15 protein-coding genes and 3 rRNA genes are annotated in these 23,098 nt (G+C 68.6%); 11 read left to right on the top strand and 7 right to left on the bottom strand.

All coding sequences use genetic code 11. From position 1 onward, the window contains the following. The first annotated feature begins 41 nt into the window (after positions 1-41). From OG509_RS15255 to OG509_RS15245, 3 genes are all read left to right on the top strand, one after another. The gene (locus tag OG509_RS15255) at positions 42-971 is read left to right on the top strand and encodes a cation diffusion facilitator family transporter (protein WP_406183117.1); all 930 of its coding nucleotides are present in this window, start codon (positions 42-44) and stop codon (positions 969-971) included. Between the two features lie 377 nt (positions 972-1,348). Next, a complete protein-coding gene (ahcY, locus tag OG509_RS15250) occupies positions 1,349-2,785 on the top strand; it encodes an adenosylhomocysteinase (protein WP_406183116.1) in 1,437 nt (478 codons plus the stop codon). 128 nt (positions 2,786-2,913) lie between these two features. Then, positions 2,914-3,540, top strand: a complete 627-nt coding sequence (locus OG509_RS15245) for a hypothetical protein (RefSeq protein ID WP_406183115.1) — start codon at positions 2,914-2,916, stop codon at positions 3,538-3,540. On the opposite strand, the gene OG509_RS15240 is transcribed toward OG509_RS15245, so the two are convergent. After that, complete coding sequence (locus OG509_RS15240; protein WP_406183114.1) at positions 3,537-4,448, bottom strand: RDD family protein; 912 nt, start codon at positions 4,446-4,448, stop codon at positions 3,537-3,539. The genes OG509_RS15245 and OG509_RS15240 overlap by 4 nt on opposite strands. A 188-nt stretch (positions 4,449-4,636) precedes the next feature. On the opposite strand from OG509_RS15240, the gene OG509_RS15235 reads away from it, so the two are divergent. From OG509_RS15235 to rrf, 4 genes are all read left to right on the top strand, one after another. Beyond that, complete coding sequence (locus tag OG509_RS15235) at positions 4,637-5,644, top strand: stage II sporulation protein M (protein WP_406183113.1); 1,008 nt, start codon at positions 4,637-4,639, stop codon at positions 5,642-5,644. Between the two features lie 585 nt (positions 5,645-6,229). Further along, positions 6,230-7,753: ribosomal RNA gene (locus OG509_RS15230) — 16S ribosomal RNA — on the top strand. Positions 7,754-8,036: 283 nt separating this feature from the next. Beyond that, positions 8,037-11,159, top strand: a 23S ribosomal RNA gene (locus tag OG509_RS15225). Positions 11,160-11,235: 76 nt separating this feature from the next. Continuing rightward, a 5S ribosomal RNA gene (gene rrf / locus OG509_RS15220) occupies positions 11,236-11,352 on the top strand. Together the 16S, 23S and 5S rRNA genes form the textbook arrangement of a ribosomal RNA operon. A gap of 101 nt (positions 11,353-11,453) precedes the next feature. On the opposite strand, the gene OG509_RS15215 is transcribed toward rrf, so the two are convergent. After that, entirely contained in the window at positions 11,454-12,050 is a 597-nt protein-coding gene (locus OG509_RS15215; RefSeq protein ID WP_406183112.1) for a Uma2 family endonuclease, read from the bottom strand. 139 nt (positions 12,051-12,189) lie between these two features. Between OG509_RS15215 and OG509_RS15210 the strand changes: the two genes are divergently transcribed. Continuing rightward, positions 12,190-12,555 carry a nuclear transport factor 2 family protein gene (locus tag OG509_RS15210; RefSeq protein ID WP_406183111.1) on the top strand — a complete coding sequence of 122 codons (366 nt, stop codon included), beginning with the start codon at positions 12,190-12,192 and terminating at the stop codon, positions 12,553-12,555. A gap of 17 nt (positions 12,556-12,572) precedes the next feature. Here the strand turns inward: OG509_RS15210 and OG509_RS15205 are convergent, their stop codons facing one another. The 5 genes from OG509_RS15205 to OG509_RS15185 are packed head-to-tail and all read right to left on the bottom strand — an operon-like array spanning position 12,573 to position 18,039. Then, positions 12,573-13,883 carry a DUF58 domain-containing protein gene (locus OG509_RS15205; protein WP_406183110.1) on the bottom strand — a complete coding sequence of 437 codons (1,311 nt, stop codon included), beginning with the start codon at positions 13,881-13,883 and terminating at the stop codon, positions 12,573-12,575. After that, on the bottom strand, positions 13,883-14,845 hold the full coding sequence (locus OG509_RS15200; RefSeq protein WP_406183109.1) for an AAA family ATPase: 963 nt from the start codon (positions 14,843-14,845) through the stop codon (positions 13,883-13,885). The genes OG509_RS15205 and OG509_RS15200 overlap by 1 nt, the downstream gene beginning before the upstream one ends. Then, positions 14,842-16,053: a DUF4350 domain-containing protein gene (locus OG509_RS15195; RefSeq protein ID WP_406183108.1), complete on the bottom strand. Its 1,212-nt coding sequence runs from the start codon at positions 16,051-16,053 to the stop codon at positions 14,842-14,844. The genes OG509_RS15200 and OG509_RS15195 overlap by 4 nt, the downstream gene beginning before the upstream one ends. After that, positions 16,050-16,730 (bottom strand): DUF4129 domain-containing protein, encoded by a 681-nt coding sequence (locus OG509_RS15190; protein WP_406183107.1) that lies wholly within the window; start codon positions 16,728-16,730, stop codon positions 16,050-16,052. The genes OG509_RS15195 and OG509_RS15190 overlap by 4 nt, the downstream gene beginning before the upstream one ends. Before the next feature lie 7 nt (positions 16,731-16,737). Further along, the gene (locus OG509_RS15185) at positions 16,738-18,039 is read right to left on the bottom strand and encodes a hypothetical protein (RefSeq protein WP_406183106.1); all 1,302 of its coding nucleotides are present in this window, start codon (positions 18,037-18,039) and stop codon (positions 16,738-16,740) included. A 398-nt stretch (positions 18,040-18,437) separates the two neighbouring features. Between OG509_RS15185 and mtrA the strand changes: the two genes are divergently transcribed. From mtrA to OG509_RS15170, 3 genes are all read left to right on the top strand, one after another. Next, a complete protein-coding gene (gene mtrA, locus OG509_RS15180; RefSeq protein ID WP_189973359.1) occupies positions 18,438-19,127 on the top strand; it encodes a two-component system response regulator MtrA in 690 nt (229 codons plus the stop codon). 70 nt (positions 19,128-19,197) lie between these two features. Continuing rightward, positions 19,198-21,213, top strand: coding sequence for an MtrAB system histidine kinase MtrB (gene mtrB / locus OG509_RS15175; protein ID WP_406183105.1), 2,016 nt, complete (start codon positions 19,198-19,200; stop codon positions 21,211-21,213). Beyond that, on the top strand, positions 21,203-23,056 hold the full coding sequence (locus OG509_RS15170; RefSeq protein WP_406183104.1) for an LpqB family beta-propeller domain-containing protein: 1,854 nt from the start codon (positions 21,203-21,205) through the stop codon (positions 23,054-23,056). Before mtrB ends, OG509_RS15170 begins: the two co-directional genes overlap by 11 nt. The last annotated feature ends 42 nt before the right edge of the window (positions 23,057-23,098 follow it).

Raw genomic sequence — 23,098 nt, 5'->3', positions numbered from 1 at the left:
CGGGCAGGGGCGCCGTACCGAGGAAGGGACTCCGGAAACCCATGAGCGCGTCAGGCGGTACCAGGGCGATCGTGGCGGCACTCGCCGCCAACCTCGCCATCGCTGTAGCCAAGTTCGTGGCCTGGTTCTTCAGCGGCTCGTCGTCGATGCTCGCAGAAGGCGTCCACTCGCTGGCCGACTCCGGGAACCAGGGGCTGCTGCTCCTCGGCGGGAAGAAGGCCCAGCGCGAGGCGACGCCGGAACACCCCTTCGGATACGGGCGCGAACGCTACATCTACGCCTTCCTCGTCTCCATCGTGCTCTTCACCGTCGGCGGCATGTTCGCCATCTACGAGGGCGTCGAGAAGGTCCAGCACCCGCACCCCATCAAGGACTGGTACTGGCCGATCGGGGTGCTCATCTTCGCGATCATCGCCGAGAGCTTCTCCTTCAAGACGGCGATCAAGGAGTCGAACGAGCTCCGCGGCACCCTCACGTGGACCCAGTTCATCAGGCGCGCCAAGGCCCCCGAGCTTCCCGTGGTCCTGCTGGAGGACTTCGGCGCACTCGTCGGCCTGGTCCTCGCCCTCGGCGGCGTCGGCATCGCCCTCGCGACCGGCGACGGCGTCTGGGACGGCATCGGCACCCTCTGCATCGGCACCCTGCTGCTCGTCATCGCGGTCGTGCTGGCCGCGGAGACCAAGTCCCTGCTGCTCGGCGAGGCCGCGGGCACGGAGGACATCGAGAAGATCAAGGCCGCGCTCGTCGACGGCGACGTCGTCACCCGCGTCATCCACATGCGCACCCTGCACCTCGGCCCGGAGGAGCTCCTGGTCGCCGCGAAGATCGCCGTCGAGGGCGACGACACCGCGACGCAGGTGGCGGACGCGATCAACGCCGCCGAGGCCCGGATCCGCGAGGCGGTCCCGATCGCCCGCGTGATCTACCTGGAGCCGGACATCTACAAGGCGGAAGCCGCCGCGAAGGGCTGACGCACCCGCACACGTACGAAGGTCCCCGCCGCGCGCAAACCGGGCCCGGCGGGGGCCTTTCTCCGTACGGGGTGGGCCGGCTACCGGATCTCGCGGAGCACGAGGGTCCGATCAAAAGACCGAAAGGCCTGAATCCGGTCGGCCGGACGGCCCCGGTTTCGCGGTGGGATCTTCCCCGGCCCACTGGGGCGAGCTCGGCCGATCGGTGTAGATTCGTCATCAGTGTCAGGCGTCGCTGCTGATGGCGGTCGGGCGGTCCTCGCGACCGGCCGAGGGGAGAGAGGACCCCCGACGGACTGAGCGCCCGGTGCACCGCCCCCACAGGCGATGCGCGGCTCAGCCGTACCCACCCTCTCGACCCATGAGGAGCAGCACCCATGGACTTCAAGGTCGCCGACCTTTCCCTCGCCGCCTTCGGCCGCAAGGAGATCACCCTCGCCGAGCACGAGATGCCCGGCCTGATGTCGATCCGCCGCGAGTACGCCGCGGCCCAGCCGCTGGCCGGCGCCCGCATCACCGGCTCGCTGCACATGACCGTGCAGACGGCCGTCCTGATCGAGACGCTGGTCGCCCTCGGCGCCGACGTCCGCTGGGCCTCCTGCAACATCTTCTCCACCCAGGACCACGCGGCCGCCGCCATCGCCGTCGGCCCGAACGGCACCCCGGAGAACCCGCAGGGCGTCCCCGTCTTCGCCTGGAAGGGCGAGACGCTGGAGGAGTACTGGTGGTGCACGGAGCAGGCGCTGACCTGGCCGAACACCCCCACCGGCGGCCCGAACATGATCCTCGACGACGGTGGTGACGCCACCCTCCTCGTCCACAAGGGCGTCGAGTTCGAGAAGGTCGGCTCCGCCCCGGACCCGTCCACGGCGGACTCCGAGGAGTACGGCCACATCCTCACGCTGCTGAACCGCACCCTCGGCGAGACCCCGCAGAAGTGGACGCAGCTCGCGTCCGAGATCCGCGGAGTCACCGAGGAGACCACCACCGGTGTCCACCGCCTGTACGAGATGATGGCCGAGGGCACCCTGCTCTTCCCGGCGATCAACGTCAACGACGCCGTCACGAAGTCGAAGTTCGACAACAAGTACGGCTGCCGCCACTCCCTCATCGACGGCATCAACCGCGCCACCGACGTCCTCATCGGCGGCAAGGTCGCGGTCGTCTTCGGCTACGGCGACGTCGGCAAGGGCTGCGCCGAGTCGCTGCGCGGCCAGGGCGCCCGCGTCATCGTCACCGAGATCGACCCGATCTGCGCGCTCCAGGCGGCCATGGACGGCTTCCAGGTCGCGACGCTGGACGACGTCGTCGAGACGGCCGACATCTTCATCACGACCACGGGCAACAAGGACATCATCATGGCCGGGGACATGGCCAAGATGAAGCACCAGGCGATCGTGGGCAACATCGGCCACTTCGACAACGAGATCGACATGGCCGGCCTGGCCAAGGTCGAGGGCATCGTCAAGGACGAGGTCAAGCCGCAGGTCCACACCTGGACGTTCCCCGACGGCAAGGTCCTGATCGTCCTCTCCGAGGGCCGCCTGCTGAACCTGGGCAACGCGACCGGCCACCCGTCGTTCGTGATGTCGAACTCCTTCGCGGACCAGACCCTGGCCCAGATCGAGCTCTTCACCAAGCCCTCGGAGTACCCGACCGACGTCTACGTGCTGCCCAAGCACCTCGACGAGAAGGTCGCCCGCCTCCACCTCGACGCCCTCGGCGTCAGGCTCACGACGCTCCGCCCGGAGCAGGCCGACTACATCGGCGTCAGGGTCGAGGGCCCGTACAAGCCGGACCACTACCGCTACTGATCCCCGGTCGATCCCCGCGGATCCGCAGCACCGAGCAGGCCCCCGGCACGTACGCCGGGGGCCTGCCCCATGAGCACGACCCGTACGACCCGTACGACCCCGTACGACGCACGCAAGGACGGCACCCCATGCCCCGCGGCCGCTACTCGCTCCACGACCCGCACGACCACACGCCCCTCGGCGAGGAGCACTTCCACTGCGCGCCCGGCCCCTCCGGCTGGCGCTACGTCTCCCAGCTCACCGGCCCCGACGGCGACCACCGCGGCTCGGTCGACCTCGCCATCGACGAACTCGGCCGCCCGATCCGCCTCGAAGCCAACGCTTCGAGCTGGCAGGTCCGCGGCGCCGCCATCGACGGGGTCACCTGGGTGCGCTCCGACCCCGCCGGAACCGAGGCCACCGAGGGCAACGTCCCCGCCGCGGGCTTCACCGGCACCTCGCCCGCCTTCCTCGTCGCGACGGCCCGCCTGCTGCGGCTGACCCCCGGCGCCCCGGCGACCCGGGTCCGGCTCGTCGCGCTCACCGACCCGGTGCTGGCGCCCCGTACGGTCGACCAGGCCTGGGCGCTGCGGGGGCGGGCCGAGCACGCGACGGACAGCGGACCGCTCGTGGTGGACGAGTACCAGGTCACCGCCCTGGACACGGGCGAGGTCCACACGGTCCACATCGCCGGGGACGTCGTCCTCGCCGCCCCGGGCATCGAGCTGGAGCACCTGGAGACCCCGCCCTCGACCTTCGAGGACCAGCAGGCCTAGGCGGGCGGCACGAACCCGGTCCGCCGTACGGGCTCCACGGGCGCGGCCGGAGCGGTCGGCGGGACGACGGCAGGCGCGGCCGCCGGCACGACGGGCATCACCGGCATGACGGGCGGGACAGGCGCGAAGGGCGTTATGGGCGGAACGTACGAAGGCGCGCCCGGACCGAAGGCGCGGGCCGCATCCCGGGCCTGCCGCTCGTGCACCACCGCCATCAGGAACGCGGCGGCCGGCACCCCCACCGGCGCCGGCGCTCCCGTACGCGCCACCAGATCGTCGGCGAGCCGCACCGCCATGGCGGCGCCCACCTGCGGGTCCAGCTGGTTCATCCGCGTCAGGTACTGCCGTATCGCCAGCCACAGCCCGTCCGGTACGGCCGACAGGTCCAGCCCGGAGAACCGCCCGGCCAGCCACGGCGGCGGCGCGGGCACCGGCATCACCCGCGCCCCCGGCACCCGCTCCCGTACGACCAGCGCCCCCGCGAACACGTCCCCCAGCCGCCGACCGCGCGCCGAGACGAGCGAAGCGATGCAGGCGATGGCCCCGAAGGTCCCCAGCAGCTCCACGACCCCCATCGCCCCGCGCACCAGCGCGTGCCGGAACCGGATCGGCCCGCCGTCGTCGCGCACGACGCGCAGCCCGCAGGCGAGCTTGCCGAGCGAACGCCCGTGGGACAGCGTCTCCACCGCGATCGGCACGCCGACCAGCACGAGGACGAAGCTCGCCACCGCCACCGCGGCCTGCGCGGCCGGATCCAGCGAGGCGGTCGCGAGGGTCAGCCCGATCGAGATGAGCAGGTACCCGGTGAGGTACACGAGCAGGTCGAGGAAGATCGCCAGCGCCCGGCTCGGCAGCCTCGCCGGCCGCAACCCCAGGACGACCGCGTCCCCCGTCACCAGATCGCTCACCCTGCGCACCTTTCCCGTGACCGGACCCGCCCCTTGGTCATCCAGTCTGCCAAGCTGACCACGGTAGAAGTAAGCAGAAGCAGAAGCAGAAGCAGAAGCAGAAGCAGAAGCAGAAGCAGAAGCAGAAGCAGAAGCAGAAGCAGAAGCAGAAGCAGATCAGGGTCCTGGGGCAGGGGAGCGGTAACCGGATGGATCTCGACGTCTTCGTCACGGCCCACCGGGCGGAATGGGACCGCCTGGAACAGCTGCTCGGCCGCGGCCGCAGGCTGACCGGCGCCGAGGCGGACGAACTGGTCGCCCTCTACCAGCGGGCCTCCACGCACCTCTCGCTGATCCAGTCCAGCACCCCGGACCCGATGCTCACGGGCCGCCTGACCCAGCTCGTCGCCCGCGCCCGCGCCACCGTGACGGGCGCCCGCCGCGCCGGCTGGCGCGACGCGGCCCGCTTCTTCACCGCGGGCTTCCCGGCCGCCGTGTACCGCAGCCGCCGCTGGTGGATACCGACGGCGCTGATCTCCACGGCGGTCGGCATCCTCCTCGGCTGGTGGATAGCCACGCACCCGGAGGTCCAGGGCGCCATCGCGGCCCCGGAGGACCTGAAGGCGCTCACGAAGCCGGGCGGCGGGTACGAGACGTACTACTCCAGCAACCCGGCGGGCTCCTTCGCCGCCCAGGTCTGGACGAACAACGCCCAGGCGGCCGCGATCTGCCTGGTCCTGGGCGCGTTCCTGGGGATACCGGTGCTCTGGATCCTCTTCGTGAACATGCTCAACCTCGGGACGGGCATCGGCCTGATGGCCTCGGCGGGCCGCCTAGACGTCTTCCTCGGCCTGATCCTGCCGCACGGCCTGCTCGAACTGACCGCCGTCTTCGTGGCGGCGGGCACCGGCCTGCGCCTCGGCTGGACGGTCATCGACCCGGGCCCGCGCACCCGCCGCGCCGCCCTCGCCGAGCAGGGCCGGGCCGCGCTGGGCATGGCGATCGGCCTGGCGGTGGTCCTGTTCGTATCGGGCCTGATCGAGGGCTTCGTGACCCCGTCCGGCCTCCCGACCTGGGCCCGCATCACCATCGGTGTCGCCGCCGAAGCCCTGTTCCTGGCGTACGTCTACGTCCTGGGCGGCCGGGCCGCGCGAGCCGGCGAGGTGGGCGACGTAGAAGCGGCCGACCAGACGGCCACGCTGCCGACCGCGGCCTGACGGCGGCCGATGTGCGTCGGACCCCGTTCAGCTGCTAGTCTCCTGGTCGTCCCGCAGCGACTGTTGACACCGTCGCCGTGGGGAGGTAGATTCGAACGGTTGCCTCGAACTGGACAAGTTCGGCAGCGATGGTTTAAAGTCTCTCTCGCCCTCAAAGGAATTGAATTCCCGCGGGGCATGGTCGACTCCTCATTCAGGAATCCGAAACCGGGAAATCCGGTGGAAAACTTCTGATAGAGTCGGAATCGCCGGAAAGGGAAAGCGCGAAAGCGAAGACCCCGGAAAGCAAGCGGAACTGACTCTGATAGAGTCGGAAACGCAAGAACGAAAGCCCGGAGGAAAGCCCGAGAGGGTGAGTACAAAGGAAGCGTCCGTTCCTTGAGAACTCAACAGCGTGCCAAAAATCAACGCCAGAAGTTGATACCCCGTCCACTTCGGTGGATGAGGTTCCTTTGAAAAAGACCTGTGAGGTCGCCTTCGGGTGATGCTTGCAGGCAACAACACAGCGAGGACGCAGTGGTCAGTCGGTCATATTCCGACATGACTGACCCGCTCTAAGTGTGTGTACCGGATTACCGGTAAACATTCATGGAGAGTTTGATCCTGGCTCAGGACGAACGCTGGCGGCGTGCTTAACACATGCAAGTCGAACGATGAAGCCCTTCGGGGTGGATTAGTGGCGAACGGGTGAGTAACACGTGGGCAATCTGCCCTTCACTCTGGGACAAGCCCTGGAAACGGGGTCTAATACCGGATAATACTCCTGCCTGCATGGGCGGGGGTTGAAAGCTCCGGCGGTGAAGGATGAGCCCGCGGCCTATCAGCTTGTTGGTGGGGTAATGGCCCACCAAGGCGACGACGGGTAGCCGGCCTGAGAGGGCGACCGGCCACACTGGGACTGAGACACGGCCCAGACTCCTACGGGAGGCAGCAGTGGGGAATATTGCACAATGGGCGAAAGCCTGATGCAGCGACGCCGCGTGAGGGATGACGGCCTTCGGGTTGTAAACCTCTTTCAGCAGGGAAGAAGCGAAAGTGACGGTACCTGCAGAAGAAGCGCCGGCTAACTACGTGCCAGCAGCCGCGGTAATACGTAGGGCGCAAGCGTTGTCCGGAATTATTGGGCGTAAAGAGCTCGTAGGCGGCTTGTCACGTCGGATGTGAAAGCCCGAGGCTTAACCTCGGGTCTGCATTCGATACGGGCTAGCTAGAGTGTGGTAGGGGAGATCGGAATTCCTGGTGTAGCGGTGAAATGCGCAGATATCAGGAGGAACACCGGTGGCGAAGGCGGATCTCTGGGCCATTACTGACGCTGAGGAGCGAAAGCGTGGGGAGCGAACAGGATTAGATACCCTGGTAGTCCACGCCGTAAACGTTGGGAACTAGGTGTTGGCGACATTCCACGTCGTCGGTGCCGCAGCTAACGCATTAAGTTCCCCGCCTGGGGAGTACGGCCGCAAGGCTAAAACTCAAAGGAATTGACGGGGGCCCGCACAAGCGGCGGAGCATGTGGCTTAATTCGACGCAACGCGAAGAACCTTACCAAGGCTTGACATATACCGGAAAGCATTAGAGATAGTGCCCCCTTGTGGTCGGTATACAGGTGGTGCATGGCTGTCGTCAGCTCGTGTCGTGAGATGTTGGGTTAAGTCCCGCAACGAGCGCAACCCTTGTCCTGTGTTGCCAGCATGCCCTTCGGGGTGATGGGGACTCACAGGAGACCGCCGGGGTCAACTCGGAGGAAGGTGGGGACGACGTCAAGTCATCATGCCCCTTATGTCTTGGGCTGCACACGTGCTACAATGGCCGGTACAATGAGCTGCGATACCGTGAGGTGGAGCGAATCTCAAAAAGCCGGTCTCAGTTCGGATTGGGGTCTGCAACTCGACCCCATGAAGTCGGAGTCGCTAGTAATCGCAGATCAGCATTGCTGCGGTGAATACGTTCCCGGGCCTTGTACACACCGCCCGTCACGTCACGAAAGTCGGTAACACCCGAAGCCGGTGGCCCAACCCGTAAGGGAGGGAGCTGTCGAAGGTGGGACTGGCGATTGGGACGAAGTCGTAACAAGGTAGCCGTACCGGAAGGTGCGGCTGGATCACCTCCTTTCTAAGGAGCACAGTACCGATTGCAGACAAACGTTCTGCACGGTCAGCTCATGGGTGGAACGTTGATTAGTTGGCACGGTTTTCCGGATGGATCACGAGTACTGCTTCGGCGTGGAAAGTGAGTCACTGACGGAGGATCGTGCTTGGCACGTTGTTGGGTCCTGAAGGTACGGCCGTAAGGTCATGTCTTCAGTGCCGGCCCCAGTGAACTCGCCAGCTTGTCTGGTGGGGTGATGGGTGGCTGGTCGTTGTTTGAGAACTACACAGTGGACGCGAGCATCTGTGGCCAAGTTTTTAAGGGCGCACGGTGGATGCCTTGGCACCAGGAACCGATGAAGGACGTGAGAGGCCGCGATAGGCCCCGGGGAGCTGCCAACTGAGCTTTGATCCGGGGGTGTCCGAATGGGGAAACCCGGCAGTCGTCATGGGCTGTCACCCACTGCTGAACACATAGGCAGTGTGGAGGGAACGAGGGGAAGTGAAACATCTCAGTACCCTCAGGAAGAGAAAACAACCGTGATTCCGGGAGTAGTGGCGAGCGAAACCGGATGAGGCCAAACCGTATGCGTGTGATACCCGGCAGGGGTTGCGCATGCGGGGTTGTGGGAATGAGCTTGATCGGTCTGCCGGCCGGTCGGCGAGTCAGAAACCGTTGATGTAGTCGAAGGACATGCGAAAGGTCCGGCGTAGAGGGTAAGACCCCCGTAGACGAAACATCAGCGGCTTGCTTGCTCATCTCCCAAGTAGCACGGGGCCCGAGAAATCCCGTGTGAATCTGGCGGGACCACCCGCTAAGCCTAAATATTCCCTGGTGACCGATAGCGGATAGTACCGTGAGGGAATGGTGAAAAGTACCGCGGGAGCGGAGTGAAATAGTACCTGAAACCGTGTGCCTACAAGCCGTGGGAGCGTCGCTGTATGTGCTTGCACATGCAGTCGTGACTGCGTGCCTTTTGAAGAATGAGCCTGCGAGTTAGCGGTGTGTAGCGAGGTTAACCCGTGTGGGGAAGCCGTAGCGAAAGCGAGTCCGAATAGGGCGATTGAGTTGCACGCTCTAGACCCGAAGCGGAGTGATCTAGCCATGGGCAGGTTGAAGCGGAGGTAAGACTTCGTGGAGGACCGAACCCACCAGGGTTGAAAACCTGGGGGATGACCTGTGGTTAGGGGTGAAAGGCCAATCAAACTCCGTGATAGCTGGTTCTCCCCGAAATGCATTTAGGTGCAGCGTCGTGTGTTTCTTGCCGGAGGTAGAGCACTGGATAGGCGATGGGCCCTACCGGGTTACTGACCTTAGCCAAACTCCGAATGCCGGTAAGTGAGAGCACGGCAGTGAGACTGTGGGGGATAAGCTCCATGGTCGAGAGGGAAACAGCCCAGAGCATCGACTAAGGCCCCTAAGCGTACGCTAAGTGGGAAAGGATGTGGAGTCGCAGAGACAACCAGGAGGTTGGCTTAGAAGCAGCCACCCTTGAAAGAGTGCGTAATAGCTCACTGGTCAAGTGATTCCGCGCCGACAATGTAGCGGGGCTCAAGCGTACCGCCGAAGTCGTGTCATTGCAGCAATAGGGCCAACGCCCGCTGTGATGGGTAGGGGAGCGTCGTGTGCCGGGTGAAGCAGCAGCGGAAGCTAGTTGTGGACGGTTCACGAGTGAGAATGCAGGCATGAGTAGCGATACACACGTGAGAAACGTGTGCGCCGATTGACTAAGGGTTCCTGGGTCAAGCTGATCTGCCCAGGGTAAGTCGGGACCTAAGGCGAGGCCGACAGGCGTAGTCGATGGACAACCGGTTGATATTCCGGTACCCGCTTTGAAACGCCCAATATCGAATCAGGCGATGCTAAGTCCGTGAAGCCGTTCCGGACCCTTCGGGGAAAGGAAAGTGGTGGAGCCGACGAACCAGACTTGTAGTAGGTAAGCGATGGGGTGACGCAGGAAGGTAGTCCAGCCCGGGCGGTGGTTGTCCCGGGGTAAGGGTGTAGGCCGAGGGGTAGGCAAATCCGTCCCTCATTAAGGCTGAGACCTGATGCCGAGCCGATTGTGGTGAAGTGGATGATCCTATGCTGTCGAGAAAAGCCTCTAGCGAGTTTCATGGCGGCCCGTACCCTAAACCGACTCAGGTGGTCAGGTAGAGAATACCGAGGCGTTCGGGTGAACTATGGTTAAGGAACTCGGCAAAATGCCCCCGTAACTTCGGGAGAAGGGGGGCCATCACTGGTGATCGGATTTACTCCGTGAGCTGGGGGTGGCCGCAGAGACCAGCGAGAAGCGACTGTTTACTAAAAACACAGGTCCGTGCGAAGCCGTAAGGCGATGTATACGGACTGACGCCTGCCCGGTGCTGGAACGTTAAGGGGACCGGTTAGTGCACTTTCGGGTGTGCGAAGCTGAGAACTTAAGCGCCAGTAAACGGCGGTGGTAACTATAACCATCCTAAGGTAGCGAAATTCCTTGTCGGGTAAGTTCCGACCTGCACGAATGGCGTAACGACTTCTCGACTGTCTCAACCATAGGCCCGGTGAAATTGCACTACGAGTAAAGATGCTCGTTTCGCGCAGCAGGACGGAAAGACCCCGGGACCTTTACTACAGTTTGATATTGGTGTTCGGTTCGGCTTGTGTAGGATAGGTGGGAGACTTTGAAACCCCAACGCCAGTTGGGGTGGAGTCGCCGTTGAAATACCACTCTGGTCGTGCTGGATGTCTAACCTCGGTCCGTGATCCGGATCAGGGACAGTGTCTGATGGGTAGTTTAACTGGGGCGGTTGCCTCCCAAAGGGTAACGGAGGCGCCCAAAGGTTCCCTCAGCCTGGTTGGCAATCAGGTGTTGAGTGTAAGTGCACAAGGGAGCTTGACTGTGAGACCGACGGGTCGAGCAGGGACGAAAGTCGGGACTAGTGATCCGGCGGTGGCTTGTGGAAGCGCCGTCGCTCAACGGATAAAAGGTACCCCGGGGATAACAGGCTGATCTTCCCCAAGAGTCCATATCGACGGGATGGTTTGGCACCTCGATGTCGGCTCGTCGCATCCTGGGGCTGGAGTCGGTCCCAAGGGTTGGGCTGTTCGCCCATTAAAGCGGTACGCGAGCTGGGTTTAGAACGTCGTGAGACAGTTCGGTCCCTATCCGCTGTGCGCGTAGGAATATTGAGAAGGGCTGTCCCTAGTACGAGAGGACCGGGACGGACGAACCTCTGGTGTGCCAGTTGTCCTGCCAAGGGCATGGCTGGTTGGCTACGTTCGGGAGGGATAACCGCTGAAAGCATCTAAGCGGGAAGCCTGCTTCAAGATGAGTATTCCCACCTCCTTGAGAGGGTAAGGCTCCCAGTAGACGACTGGGTTGATAGGCCAGATGTGGAAGCCCGGTAACGGGTGGAGCTGACTGGTACTAATAGGCCGAGGGCTTGTCCTCAGTTGCTCGCGTCCACTGTGTTAGTTCTGAAATAACGAACAGCTGTGTTCATGCCAGCGTTCAAATTTCATAGTGTTTCGGTGGTCATAGCGTTAGGGAAACGCCCGGTTACATTCCGAACCCGGAAGCTAAGCCTTTCAGCGCCGATGGTACTGCAGGGGGGACCCTGTGGGAGAGTAGGACGCCGCCGAACAATCATTGTAGAAAGCCCCGTACCGGGTATCCGGTACGGGGCTTTTCTGCGTTCACGGCCCGTTCGGCGTGGATCGTGGATGCGGTCCCGCCCCGCATTCCTTACCAGTCGGCCGGGTAGCTCTTGAGGCTACTGGTGTCGAGCGTCCAGCGGCCGGCTGTGACGGTGTCCCCGAACGCGTAGGGGACCTTCTTGCGGTAGCGGGTGCCGTCGGGTCCCTCTGAGGGGTCGCTGTGCACCGTGACGGTCTTCTTGTCCTTGCGGGGGTCCACGACGACGTACAGAGGGACTCCCATGCGCGGGTAGTCGTGCAGCTTGTCGCGGATGTCGGTCAGGGAATTCGTGCGGGACACGACCTCCACCACCATCAGGACATCGCGGGAGTTGACGACCTTCGCCGTGTCGTCGGTGTCCTCTTCCGCGATGACCATGAGGTCGGGGACCTTGGTCAGCCCGGTGAGCGGATCGCCCATGTTCGTGTCGTTGAGGGCCATGACCTCGGGTGTCTGGGCCTCGATCTGGCGGCGCAGCCGCACCACGTTCAGCCCGTGGGGAGCCGTGGGGCTCATCATCGTGAGGAAGATCTGACCGTCGGTGGTCTGCACCTTCCACTGGTCTTCCTGGTGCTCGGCCAGCTCCGCGAGTTGCTCCGCGAAGTCGTGCATGCGGCGCATCTGCTCGGGGGTGAGGTCGGCCATGGTGATCCTCCTGGTGGGTGCCCCGACCAGCGTATCCAGTCGGGCAGCCCTTAATGGCCCGCTCATACCCTGGCGGGAATTGTCCGGTGGGAGGGGGCGGCGGACGATCAGGGCCTCACCACTTATGAGGAGGCACGTCATGTCCGGTTCCACGGCGTCCACTGCCGAGGTCATCGAGCGCTTCAACCAGGTCTTCCAGCAGCGGGACCCCTCCGGGCTCGCCGCCCTGGTCGGCGCGGACTGTGTCATGGAGGGGCTCTCGCCGGCCCCCGGCGGAACCTGGGTGGAAGGGGCCGAGGAGTGCATCCGCTTCTGGAGCGACTTCGCCACCGACCCGGCCAACGACTTCGAGGTCGAGGACGTCGTCTGTGCGCAGGAGCTGTCGGTGATCCGCTGGAAGCTGGTGTTCGGACCGGGGGAGAAGGACTACGTCCGCTGCGTCAACGTGATGCGGGTACGCGACGGTCTGATCATCGAGGCCCTCGGGTACGCCAAGACCGGCTGAGCCCCGAGGGCCGTGCGCTACAGGCGGCCCGCGGCCTTCAGGGACAGGTAGGCGTCGGCGAGGGCGGGGGCCAGGGTGGTCGGGGTGGCGTCGACCACGTGGACTCCGTGGCGGGACAGCTGGTCCGCCGTGCGGCGGCGGGTGGCCTGGGACTGGGTGCCGGCCGCGGCCTCGTAGACCGCGTCGAGCGTGCCGCGGGACTTGGTCATCTCCTCGACGCGCGGGTCCGCCACCGAGGCCAGCAGGACTGTGTGCCGCTGTGTGAGGCGGGGGAGGAGCGGGAGCAGGCCCTCTTCTGTCGGGGCGGCGTCCAGGCTCGTCAGAAGGACCACCAGGGAGCGGCGCGGGGCGTTGCGGAGGATGGTGGAGACCAGCGTTCGGGTGTCGGTTTCGACGAGCTCCGGTTCCAGCGTGGCCATGGCGTTGACGAAGGCGGGGAGCACGTCGCCGGCCGAGCGGCCCTGGACCTGGGCGCGGGTGCGGCGGTCGTGGGCCAGGAGGTCGACGCGGTCGCCGGCGCGGGAGGCGAGCGCGGCCAGCAGAAGGGCCGCGTCCATGGCCGAGTCCAGGCGGGGGGCGTCGCCGACGCGGCCCGCCGAGGTGCGGCCGGTGTCCAGGCAGATCAGGATGTGCCGGTCGCGTTCCGGGCGCCAGGTGCGGACGGCGACCTTGTTCTGGCGGGCGGTGGCCCGCCAGTCGATGGAGCGGGTGTCGTCGCCGGGGACGTAGTCGCGGAGGCTGTCGAACTCGGTGCCCTCGCCGCGGGTCAGGACGCTTGTACGGCCGTCCAGTTCGCGCAGGCGGGCCAGGCGCGAGGGGAGGTGCTTGCGGCTGGTGAAGGGCGGCAGGACCCGGACCGTCCAGGGGACGGTGTGGGTGCCCTGGCGGGTGAGCAGGCCGAGCGGCCCGTACGAGCGGATCGTCACGCGGTCTGCCCGCCGGTCCCCGCGGCGGGTGGGGAGCAGCCGGGTGGTGATCCTGCGGCGTTCGCCGGCCGGGATGGCCAGGGTGTGGCGGGAGGCGTCGGTCTCGGTGCCCGGGAGCCAGCTGCTGGGGGGCCAGGCGTCGCGGACACGGGCGCGCAGCGGGCGGGTGCCCGGGTTGGTGACGGTGAGGTGGACCTCGGCGGGCTCGCCGAGGCGGACTGAAGTGTCGCCCGAGCGGGTGAGGTTGAGCCCGCGGACCGGGGCCGCGAGGGCGTAGTCGACGGCGCAGGCCAGGGCGAGGGTGCCGTTGACGGCGAGCATCCCCGTCCAGCTCGGTTCGAGGAGGCCGACGGGGAGGCTGCCGAGGGCCGCCAGCAGGGCGGCGCGTCCGGTGAGGGCCATCAGCGCGGGACGGGGACGTGGGACAGGATCGCGGTGATGACGGCGTCGGCCGTGACCCCTTCCATCTCGGCCTCCGGGCGGAGCTGGACGCGGTGCCGAAGGGTCGGCAGGGCGAGGGCCTTGACGTCGTCGGGGGTGACGTAGTCGCGGCCGGTGAGCCAGGCCCAGGCTCGGGCGGTGGCCAGCAGGGCCGTCGCGCCGCGCGGGGAGACGCCGAGGGTGAGGGAGGGGGATTCGCGGGTGGCGCGGCAGACGTCGACGACGTACCCGGCGATCTCCGGGGAGACGGACACCTTGGCGACGGCCTCGCGGGCGGCTTCGAGCTCGGCCGGGCCGGCGACGGGGCGCAGGCCGGCGGCGTGCAGGTCGCGGGGGTTGAAGCCGGCGGCGTGCCGGGTCAGGACGCCGATCTCGTCCTCGCGGGAGGGGAGGGGCACGGTGAGCTTGAGGAGGAAGCGGTCGAGCTGCGCCTCGGGGAGGGGGTAAGTGCCCTCGTACTCGACGGGGTTCATGGTGGCGGCCACGAGGAACGGTTCGGGCAGCTTGCGCGGGGTGCCGTCGACGGTGACCTGGCGCTCCTCCATGGCTTCGAGGAGGGAGGACTGGGTCTTGGGCGGGGTCCGGTTGATCTCGTCCGCGAGGAGGAGGTTGGTGAAGACCGGGCCGTTCTGGAAGGAGAACTCGGCGGTGCGGGCGTCGTAGACGAGCGAGCCGGTGACGTCGCTGGGCATCAGGTCCGGGGTGAACTGGACGCGCTTGGTGTCGAGTTCGAGGGAGGCGGCGAGGGCCCGTACGAGGAGGGTCTTGGCGACGCCGGGTACGCCTTCGAGGAGGACGTGGCCGCGGCACAGGAGGGCGACGACGAGACCGGTGACGGCCGAGTCCTGGCCGACGACGGCCTTTCCGATCTCGGCGCGGATCGCTTCCAGGGAGGAGCGGGCGCTGTCCGTGGTGGCCGTCATGAGGTGCGGACCTCTCTTTCGAGGGCGTCGAGGTGGTCGGCGAGCGCGACGAGCGCCGCGTCGGTGGTGGGTGTGGTGCCGAAGAGGAGGCCGGTCAGGTCCTGGTGGCTCTCCGTCAGGCGGGCGGACACGGCGGGGAGCAGGGCCGCGGGGTCGTGGGCCTGGGCGGGCGGTACGCCGACCAGGGCGGCCAGGCGTTCGCGGGCGGCGGCGCGCAGCACGGTGGCGGCGCGGTCGCGGGCGCCGGCCTTGCGGTAGAGGCGGGCGCGGCCCTCGGTGGTCTCGGAGGCGCGGATGGCGACGGGCAGTTGCTCGGTGACGAGGGGGCCGAGCCGGCGGGCGCGCCAGAGGGCGGCGAGGACGGCGGCGGCGAAGAGCTGGAGCAGGGCCCAGCTCCAGCCGCGGGGGAGGAGGTCGAGGAAGCTCTGCTCCTGGGCGGGGTCCTCGTCCTGGACCTCGGCGAGGGAGGGCAGGTACCAGACGAGGTCGGGGCGGGAGCCGAGGAGTTGGAGGGCGAGGGAGGCGTTGCCCTCGGAGGCGAGCTTCTTGTTGAGGAGGATCGTCTCGGAGCCGAGGAGGACGGTGTCGCCGCCCTTGGTGCCGGTGGGCAGGACGAGGAGGGTGGGGTGGCCGCCGCTGGGGTAGCAGGCCGTGGCGGTGGCTCCGTCGGTGGTGTAGCGGTGGTCGCCGCCGGTGGTGGCGCGGCCGGCGGAGACGGCGGCGGGCAGGGGGCAGCCGGGGTCGAGGTCCTGGTCGAAGGCGGTGCCCTTGGTGCGGGCGGCGGGGGCCAGGTCGGGGAGGCTGAGGCTGCCGGGGGCGAGCAGGACGGTGCGGCCGCCGGAGAGGTCGATGGCGGAGCGGATGGCGCGGCGTTGGGTCTCGCCGAGCCGGTCGGGGTCGGTGACCAGCAGGGTGGTGCCGGGGTCGGCCGCGGCGGCGGCCTCGCGGGCGGTGGTGACGACGCGGGTGGTGACTCCGCGGGCCTGGAGCAGCTCGGATATGGCCCGGCTGCCGTCGGGGTCGGCGGAGCGGGGGTCGAGCCGGCCGTGCCGGCTGCCGGAGGCGAGGGCGGCGAGCGTGACTGCGGCGACGAGCAGGATCCCGAGGCAGATCAGGAAGCCCCGCCCACGCCGCCATGCGGCGCGGGGGGTCGTACGGGGCGTGCTGGTGGCCGGGGGGCCCGGCGGGGCCGGGGTGGGGGCGCTCATGACCGGGGGCCCGTCAGGAGGGGCTTCGCTTGGGTCAGGGTGAGGTCCAGGGTGCGCAGGTGGGCGTACATCTCGGCGGTGGCGGGGCGGGCGCCGTACGTGACGTCGTCGAAGGTGCGGGCCGCGGTGCGGAGGGCTTCGGCGTGGTCCGGGAGGGAGGCGGCGGCTTCGGCGGCCGCCTCGTCGGCGGTGCGGCCGGGGCGGGGGTCGAGCACGGTGCGCTCCTCCAGGGAGCGCACGACGGCGCGCATGCGCTCCTGGACGGCTTCGGTCCAGCGGCCGGCGGCGGCGTGCGCGTCGGCGGCGGTGCGGTGGTCGGCGGCGCTGCGCAGGGCGCCGTCGAAGACCCCGGCCGCGGTGGTGGCGGTCCGGCGGGGGGAGCCGAGCCGCCACCACAGGGCGGCGACGGCGAGGACGACCAGGGCGGCGATCGCGACCAGGCCCAGGGTGCCGCCGGGGGTGGCGCCCGAGGCGTGGTCGAAGAGGTTGCCGACCCACTCCCAGAACCGGTCCAGGGCGCGCTGGAGCAGGCCCGGGTCGTCCTGGTGGTACAGCGGCTTCGACAGTTCGCGTTCGGCCGCCTCCCGGGCGGGGTCGCGCGGTGTCGTCACCGGTGGTTTCTCCGCGGCCGGCAGGAGCGCCGCGGAGCGTGTGATGAGGCCCCCCGTACTCATCATCGGTGCGTCAGCCTCCGGTCGGCGGTGCGGCCGGGTCCGAGCCGTAGTTCTCCAGGCCCGCCGCCCGGGCGAGCTCCAGGTCGAGGGCCTCGCGGCGGATGCGCTGGTCGACGTACAGGAGGACGGTGACGCCCGACTGGATCGGCATGGTGATGGTCTGCGCGATGACGGCGCCGATCGCCGAGAGGATCAGCGGGGCCCAGCCGGTGGCGGCGGTGCCGTTCTCCAGGCCCGTCACTCCGCCGTCGGCGAGGCCGATCGCGAGCCCGACGGCGGTCAGCGGCCAGACGATGACGGCGGCGACGAAGGTGGTGATGAGGCCGGTCAGGGCGGTGATGCCGAAGATGCGCCACCACGAGCCCTGGACGAGCCGCGAGGAGCGGCGCAGCGAGGTGGCCACGCTGCTCTTCTCCAGCATCAGCGCGGGCGAGGCCAGGCTGAACTTGATCCCGAGCCAGAGGATGAGCGGAAGGGCGGCGAAGCCGCCGAGGAGGCCGAGGCCGATGCTGCGCAGGGCGATGCCGGGCAGGATCAGCACGCCGACGAGGAGGGCGCCGCCGAGGCCCAGCAGGAGGGTCAGCCCGAGCAGGCGGAGCAGCTGGGGGCGGGCCTCGCGCCAGGCGGCGGCGATCGTGGAGCTGTGGCCGAGCACGGCGCGGCTGAAGATCATCGTGAGCATGGCGGTGGCCACGATGGTGCCGATGAGCTGGATGAAACCGTTCGCGACCAGGGCGAGCATGCTGCTGCCGAGGGTGTCGACGAGCTCGCTCAGGTTCGGTTCGTCGTTGGAGGGGGCGGGCAGGTCGGAGAGCGTGTACTTCTGCACGAGCACGCTGATGACCTGGACGACGGTGGCCACGACGAGGGTGATCGGCAGGACCGAGCGCCAGTGGCTGCGCATGGTGGCGACGGCGCCGTCGAGGATCTCGCCCAGGTCCAGAGGGCGCAGCGGGATCACTCCGGGCTTGGCGGCCGGGGGCTTGCCCCACTGGCCGGGGCCGCCGGGGTAGGCGTACTGGCCGCCCGCCTGGCCGCTCTGGGGGCCCGCGTACGATCCCCAGCCCGCGCCCGGCTGCGGCTGCCGGCTCGGCTGCTGCGGTGCCTGCGGTGCCTGCGGTGCCTGGGGGGTGCCGGGGCTGGACCACTCGCCGGGCGGCGGCTGCTCGGCGGACCACTTCGGCCCGCCGGCGGGCGGCTGCTGCGCGGGCGGCTGGGCGCCCTCGGTGCCGCCTTGGCCGTCGGGTGCGCCCGGCCGCTCGCCGTCGGACGGGGATGGTCCGGGCACGGCCCAGCCCGGAGAGTCGTTCATCGTCGCTCCTTCACGTGCACACTGCGGGGCGGGGGGCGCCAGGGGGTGTCTTGTGGGCCGGGCCGGGCTCGCGGCGTCCGGTGCCGCGCCTCGCCGCGTTCTCGTCGGTCGCCGACGCTCCGCGTCGACTCCCTCCTCCGCCTTGCGATCCACGACACCGGACGCCGCTCCCTGATCCGGCCCGACCCACAAGACACCCCCTGTTCGGCTGCCATCGTGCCACGTGGGAACGTTGAGCGGACCGGCCGTCCCCCCGGATCTTCGGCGGCCCGCGCCGTTAATTGTCGCCCGGATCCGGGGCAGACTGGTCGCCCTGATCTCCACGCAGGTCCGAAGGGCGAATTCCAGCCCTTTTGGCTGTGGGACAGCTCACCGCCAGGTAACGATTAGCTAATGGGATGATGTCAAGCATGAAGGGACGAGTCCTTGTCGTCGACGACGACACCGCGCTGGCCGAGATGCTCGGCATTGTGCTGCGTGGAGAAGGTTTTGAGCCGTCGTTCGTAGCGGACGGCGACAAGGCACTGGCTGCCTTCCGCGAGGCGAAGCCGGATCTCGTGCTGCTCGACCTCATGCTTCCCGGACGGGACGGCATAGAGGTCTGCAGGCTGATCCGGGCCGAATCGGGCGTGCCGATCGTGATGCTCACCGCGAAGAGCGACACGGTGGACGTGGTCGTGGGCCTGGAGTCCGGGGCCGACGACTACATCGTCAAGCCGTTCAAGCCGAAGGAGCTGGTGGCCCGCATCCGGGCCCGCCTGCGCCGGTCGGAGGAGCCCGCGCCCGAGCAGCTGGCCATCGGTGACCTGGTCATCGACGTGGCCGGGCACTCGGTCAAGCGCGACGGCGCCTCGATCGCCCTGACCCCGCTCGAGTTCGACCTGCTGGTCGCCCTTGCGCGCAAGCCCTGGCAGGTGTTCACCCGTGAGGTGCTGCTGGAGCAGGTCTGGGGCTACCGGCACGCGGCGGACACCCGCCTGGTCAACGTGCATGTGCAGCGGCTGCGCTCCAAGGTCGAGAAGGACCCGGAGCGCCCCGAGATCGTCGTGACGGTGCGCGGTGTCGGCTACAAGGCCGGACCGAGCTGACGTGCCGCCCGGCAAGCCCCACAGCGGCTCCCGCCGAGGAGTCCTGCGGGGAGGCCGGCAGCTCCGTCAGATGGCCGACGGAGCGCCGGGCGGCCCTGTGCTGCGGTTGTTCGTACGTCTCGTACGACGCCCGCTGCTTCCGGCTGTCCGGCTGTGGCGTCGCAACATCCAGCTGCGCGTGGTCGCCGCGACGCTGCTGATGTCGCTGGCCGTGGTCCTCGCGCTCGGGTTCGTGGTGATCGCGCAGGTCAGCAAGGGGCTCCTCGACGCCAAGGAGGAGGCCGCGCAGAGCCAGGCCGCGGGCGGGTTCGCCGTCGCGCAGGAGAAGGCCAATACGCCTTCGGCGGTGGACGGGCCCGATGCCACCGACAACAAGGTCGGGCGGGACGCCAGTACCTGGATGAACTCGCTGGTCAAGCAGCTCGCCAGTGGCGGCCAGACCGCCTTCGAGGTGGTCGCGCTCGGCGCCGGCCCCGATGCGGGCGGGCAGCCCGGCGGGCAGCCGAGCGGGCCGTTCGTCTCGGGCGTCAAGGGCGCCCGGGCCTCCGGGAACGTGGACCCGACGGCGAGCGTTCCCGTGGCACTGCGCCGGGACGTCAACCACGCGACCGGGACCTTCAAGACCTTCTCGCAGATCCGGTACACCGCCGGATCCGGGGACAAGGCGCCCGAGCCCGCGCTGGTCGTGGGCAAGCGGCTCACCGACATCAACGGGGACCCGTACGACCTGTACTACCTCTTCCCGCTCACGCAGGAGGAGGAGTCCCTCAACCTCATCAAGGTCACCATCGCCACCGCGGGCGTGTTCGTGGTCGTGCTGCTCGGCGCGATCGCCTGGCTCGTCGTACGGCAGGTCGTGACGCCCGTGCGGATGGCCGCCGGGATCGCCGAGCGGCTCTCGGCCGGGCGGCTCCAGGAGCGGATGAAGGTCACCGGCGAGGACGACATCGCCCGTCTGGGCGAGGCCTTCAACAAGATGGCGCAGAACCTCCAGCTCAAGATCCAGCAGCTGGAGGACCTGTCGCGGATGCAGCGCCGGTTCGTCTCGGACGTCTCGCACGAGCTGCGCACGCCGCTGACGACCGTACGGATGGCAGCCGATGTCATCCACGACGCCCGGGTCGACTTCGACCCGATCACCGCCCGCTCCGCCGAGCTGCTCGCCGGGCAGCTCGACCGCTTCGAGTCGCTGCTCGCGGACCTGCTGGAGATCAGCCGGTTCGACGCGGGGGCCGCGGCCCTGGAGGCGGAGCCGATCGACCTGCGGGACGTCGTACGCCGGGTCATCGACGGCGCCGAGCCGCTCGCCGAGCACAAGGGCACCCGGATCCGGGTGCTGGGCGACACCCAGCCCGTCATAGCCGAGGCCGACTCCCGGCGCGTGGAGCGGGTGCTGCGCAACCTCGTCGTCAACGCCGTGGAGCACGGCGAGGGCCGCGATGTGGTGGTCCGGCTCGCTTCGGCGGGCGGGGCCGTCGCGGTGGCCGTACGGGACTATGGGGTCGGGCTCAAGCCCGGCGAGGCCACCCGCGTCTTCAACCGCTTCTGGCGGGCCGATCCGGCGCGGGCGCGTACGACGGGCGGTACGGGCCTGGGCCTGTCCATCGCCGTCGAGGACGCGCGGCTGCACGGCGGCTGGCTCCAGGCGTGGGGCGAGCCGGGCGGCGGTTCGCAGTTCCGGCTGACCCTGCCGCGGACCGCCGACGAGCCGCTGCGCGGCTCCCCGATCCCGCTGGAGCCGGAGGACTCCCGGTCCAACCGGGCCAGGGCCGCGGCCGACGCGGCGGGCGCGAAGGCGTCCCCGAAGGCGCAGCAGGGCCCGGGCCGGGGCGACCGGTCGCCGATACCGCCGCGGTCGGCGGTCGCCGGTGCGCTGCCGGTGCCGGCGGACCCGACGGCCCTGCCGGGCAGCGGGGCCCGCGTCGTGGCCCGCCCGGCCGATCCCGATCAGGCGGCGGCGGACCGGGCGGCGGCGGAGCGCGCTGCCGACACCGAAGTCGACGCCGCTGCCGACACCGGTGCGGACACCGATGCCGACGCCCAGCAGGCAGCAGCAGCACAGGAGGATGGCGCAGGTGGACGCTGAGCCCGCACGGGTGCGCAGGGACGGCCGCCGCCGGTGGCGGGCGGTGCGGGCGTACGCCTTCGGCGCGGCCGGGCTGCTGCTGGCGGGCTGCGCCTCCATGCCCGACCACGGCGAGATCCGCGAGGTGAAGGCCTCGCAGGGCGTCGACTCGCAGGTACGGGTGTTCGGCGTGCCGCCGGCCGACAAGGCCGGTCCTGCCGACATCGTCGACGGCTTCCTTGAAGCCATGACCAGCGACGACCCGCAGCTGCAGACCGCCCGCAAGTACCTCACCGAGGAGGCGGCGAAGAACTGGAAGCCCGGTTCCGCCGTCACCGTGCTCTCCGCGGGCATCGACCGGTTCTCCGTGGGCAACGAGAAGGACGCCCCGGGCCCCCGCTGGAAGATGACCGGCAAGAAGCTCGCGACGGTGGACGAGCGCAGCGCGTACCAGCCGGAGCCCTCGGGCCGCCGCTACGAGGAGTACCTCCAGCTGGTCCAGGAGAACAAGCAGTGGCGGATCGCGACGCCGCCGAGCGGCCTCGTGCTCAGCGAGTCCGACTTCCAGCGCATCTACATGCCGGTCAACAAGTACTACTTCGCGGGCGGCAGCCTCGTCGCCGACCCGGTGTACGTGCGCCAGCGCAGCGATCCCGACTCGCGGATGGACCCCACCACGCAGACCGTGCAGTCGCTGCTGGCCGGTCCGTCCAAGTGGCTGGGGCCCGTGGTCACTTCGAGCTTCCCGACCGGCACCGAACTGCGGGAGGGCACCAAGTCCCTGGCGTACGACGGGCAGAACGTGCTGAAGGTGCCGCTCAACGACAAGGTCGACAACGTCGCGCAGCCGCAGTGCGAGAAGATGGCCGCGCAACTCATGTACACCGTGCAGGATCTGACGTCCTCTCGGATGGCGCGGGTCGAGCTGCTGCGCTCGGACCGGTCCTCGCTGTGCTCGGTGACCGAGGCGGCCGCGGCGACGATCGCCCACCGGCCGTCGAGCCCGGAGTACCAGTACTACGTCGACGCCGAGAGCCGGTTCGTCCGGATGAAGCTCGACGTCACCAGTGAGGACCAGCAGTACCGGCCCGAGCAGGTGCCGGGGCCGCTGTCCCCCAGCGCCGGGAACCCCGGGTTCAAGGTCGGCTCCGCGGCCGTCTCGTACGACGAGAAGCGCGCGGCGGTGGTCTCCGAGGACGGGCACGGGCTGTACCTGGTGAACCTGACGACGGCCGGGCCCATGCCGCAGCCGGTGCTGACCGGCAAGGGCGCCAAGCCGAACGGGCTGGGCACGCCGAGCTGGGACGCGGCGGGCGATCTGTGGATCGCGGACCAGGATCCGCAGAATCCGGAGCTGTACCGGGTGCCGGGCGGGACCGGGGTCCCGCAGAAGATCGATGTGTCCGGGCTCGACGGCGGGCGGATCACCGCGCTGAAGGCGTCGCCGGACGGGGTGCGGATCGCGCTGCTGGTGCAGTCCGGGAACAGCAAGAACCTGTACATCGGGCGGATCGAGCGGCCCGAGGGCAAGGCCGACGCGGTGGCGGTGTCGGTGCGCGAGCTGCGTCCGGCGGCCCCGCAGATGGCGAGCGTGACGGCGCTGAGCTGGGCGCCGCGCGGCCGGCTGCTGGTGGTGGGCCGGGAGAACGGCGGGGTCGTGCAGGCCCGGTACATGCTGGCCGACGGGTCGATGGTCGCGGCGAGCCTGCCCGGGGCGACGGGGCTGGACGCGGTCGCGGCGACGGAGGACGAGAAGAAGCCGGTGGTCGCGCACTCGGACGAGGACGGCATCGTGTGGCTGCCGCCGGGGGCGCAGTGGCGCACGGTGGCGCCGGGCGGCCGGGCCCCGGTCTACCCCGGCTGACCTGCCCTTTCGCTCCCGTTTTCGGGGTCCGCCGCACGTTGT

Source organism: Streptomyces sp. NBC_01006 (assembly GCF_045162725.1).
Classification (GTDB): Bacteria; Actinomycetota; Actinomycetes; order Streptomycetales; family Streptomycetaceae; genus Streptomyces.
The sequence above is the reverse complement of the archived record's forward strand: the minus strand, read 5'-3'. Positions and strand labels throughout refer to the sequence as shown.

Excerpts from the sequence above, each read along its gene's own strand:
- OG509_RS15255 (WP_406183117.1), top strand. The coding sequence starts at position 42 with ATGAGCGCGTCAGGCGGTACCAGGGCGATCGTGGCGGCACTCGCCGCC.
- OG509_RS15210 (WP_406183111.1), top strand. The coding sequence starts at position 12,190 with ATGTCCGGTTCCACGGCGTCCACTGCCGAGGTCATCGAGCGCTTCAAC.
- OG509_RS15185 (WP_406183106.1), bottom strand. The coding sequence starts at position 18,039 with ATGAACGACTCTCCGGGCTGGGCCGTGCCCGGACCATCCCCGTCCGAC.
- OG509_RS15195 (WP_406183108.1), bottom strand. The coding sequence starts at position 16,053 with ATGAGCGCCCCCACCCCGGCCCCGCCGGGCCCCCCGGCCACCAGCACG.
- OG509_RS15200 (WP_406183109.1), bottom strand. The coding sequence starts at position 14,845 with ATGACGGCCACCACGGACAGCGCCCGCTCCTCCCTGGAAGCGATCCGC.
- OG509_RS15235 (WP_406183113.1), top strand. The coding sequence starts at position 4,637 with ATGGATCTCGACGTCTTCGTCACGGCCCACCGGGCGGAATGGGACCGC.
- OG509_RS15215 (WP_406183112.1), bottom strand. The coding sequence starts at position 12,050 with ATGGCCGACCTCACCCCCGAGCAGATGCGCCGCATGCACGACTTCGCG.
- OG509_RS15205 (WP_406183110.1), bottom strand. The coding sequence starts at position 13,883 with ATGGCCCTCACCGGACGCGCCGCCCTGCTGGCGGCCCTCGGCAGCCTC.
- OG509_RS15190 (WP_406183107.1), bottom strand. The coding sequence starts at position 16,730 with ATGATGAGTACGGGGGGCCTCATCACACGCTCCGCGGCGCTCCTGCCG.
- OG509_RS15245 (WP_406183115.1), top strand. The coding sequence starts at position 2,914 with ATGCCCCGCGGCCGCTACTCGCTCCACGACCCGCACGACCACACGCCC.
- mtrA (WP_189973359.1), top strand. The coding sequence starts at position 18,438 with ATGATGTCAAGCATGAAGGGACGAGTCCTTGTCGTCGACGACGACACC.
- mtrB (WP_406183105.1), top strand. The coding sequence starts at position 19,198 with ATGGCCGACGGAGCGCCGGGCGGCCCTGTGCTGCGGTTGTTCGTACGT.
- ahcY (WP_406183116.1), top strand. The coding sequence starts at position 1,349 with ATGGACTTCAAGGTCGCCGACCTTTCCCTCGCCGCCTTCGGCCGCAAG.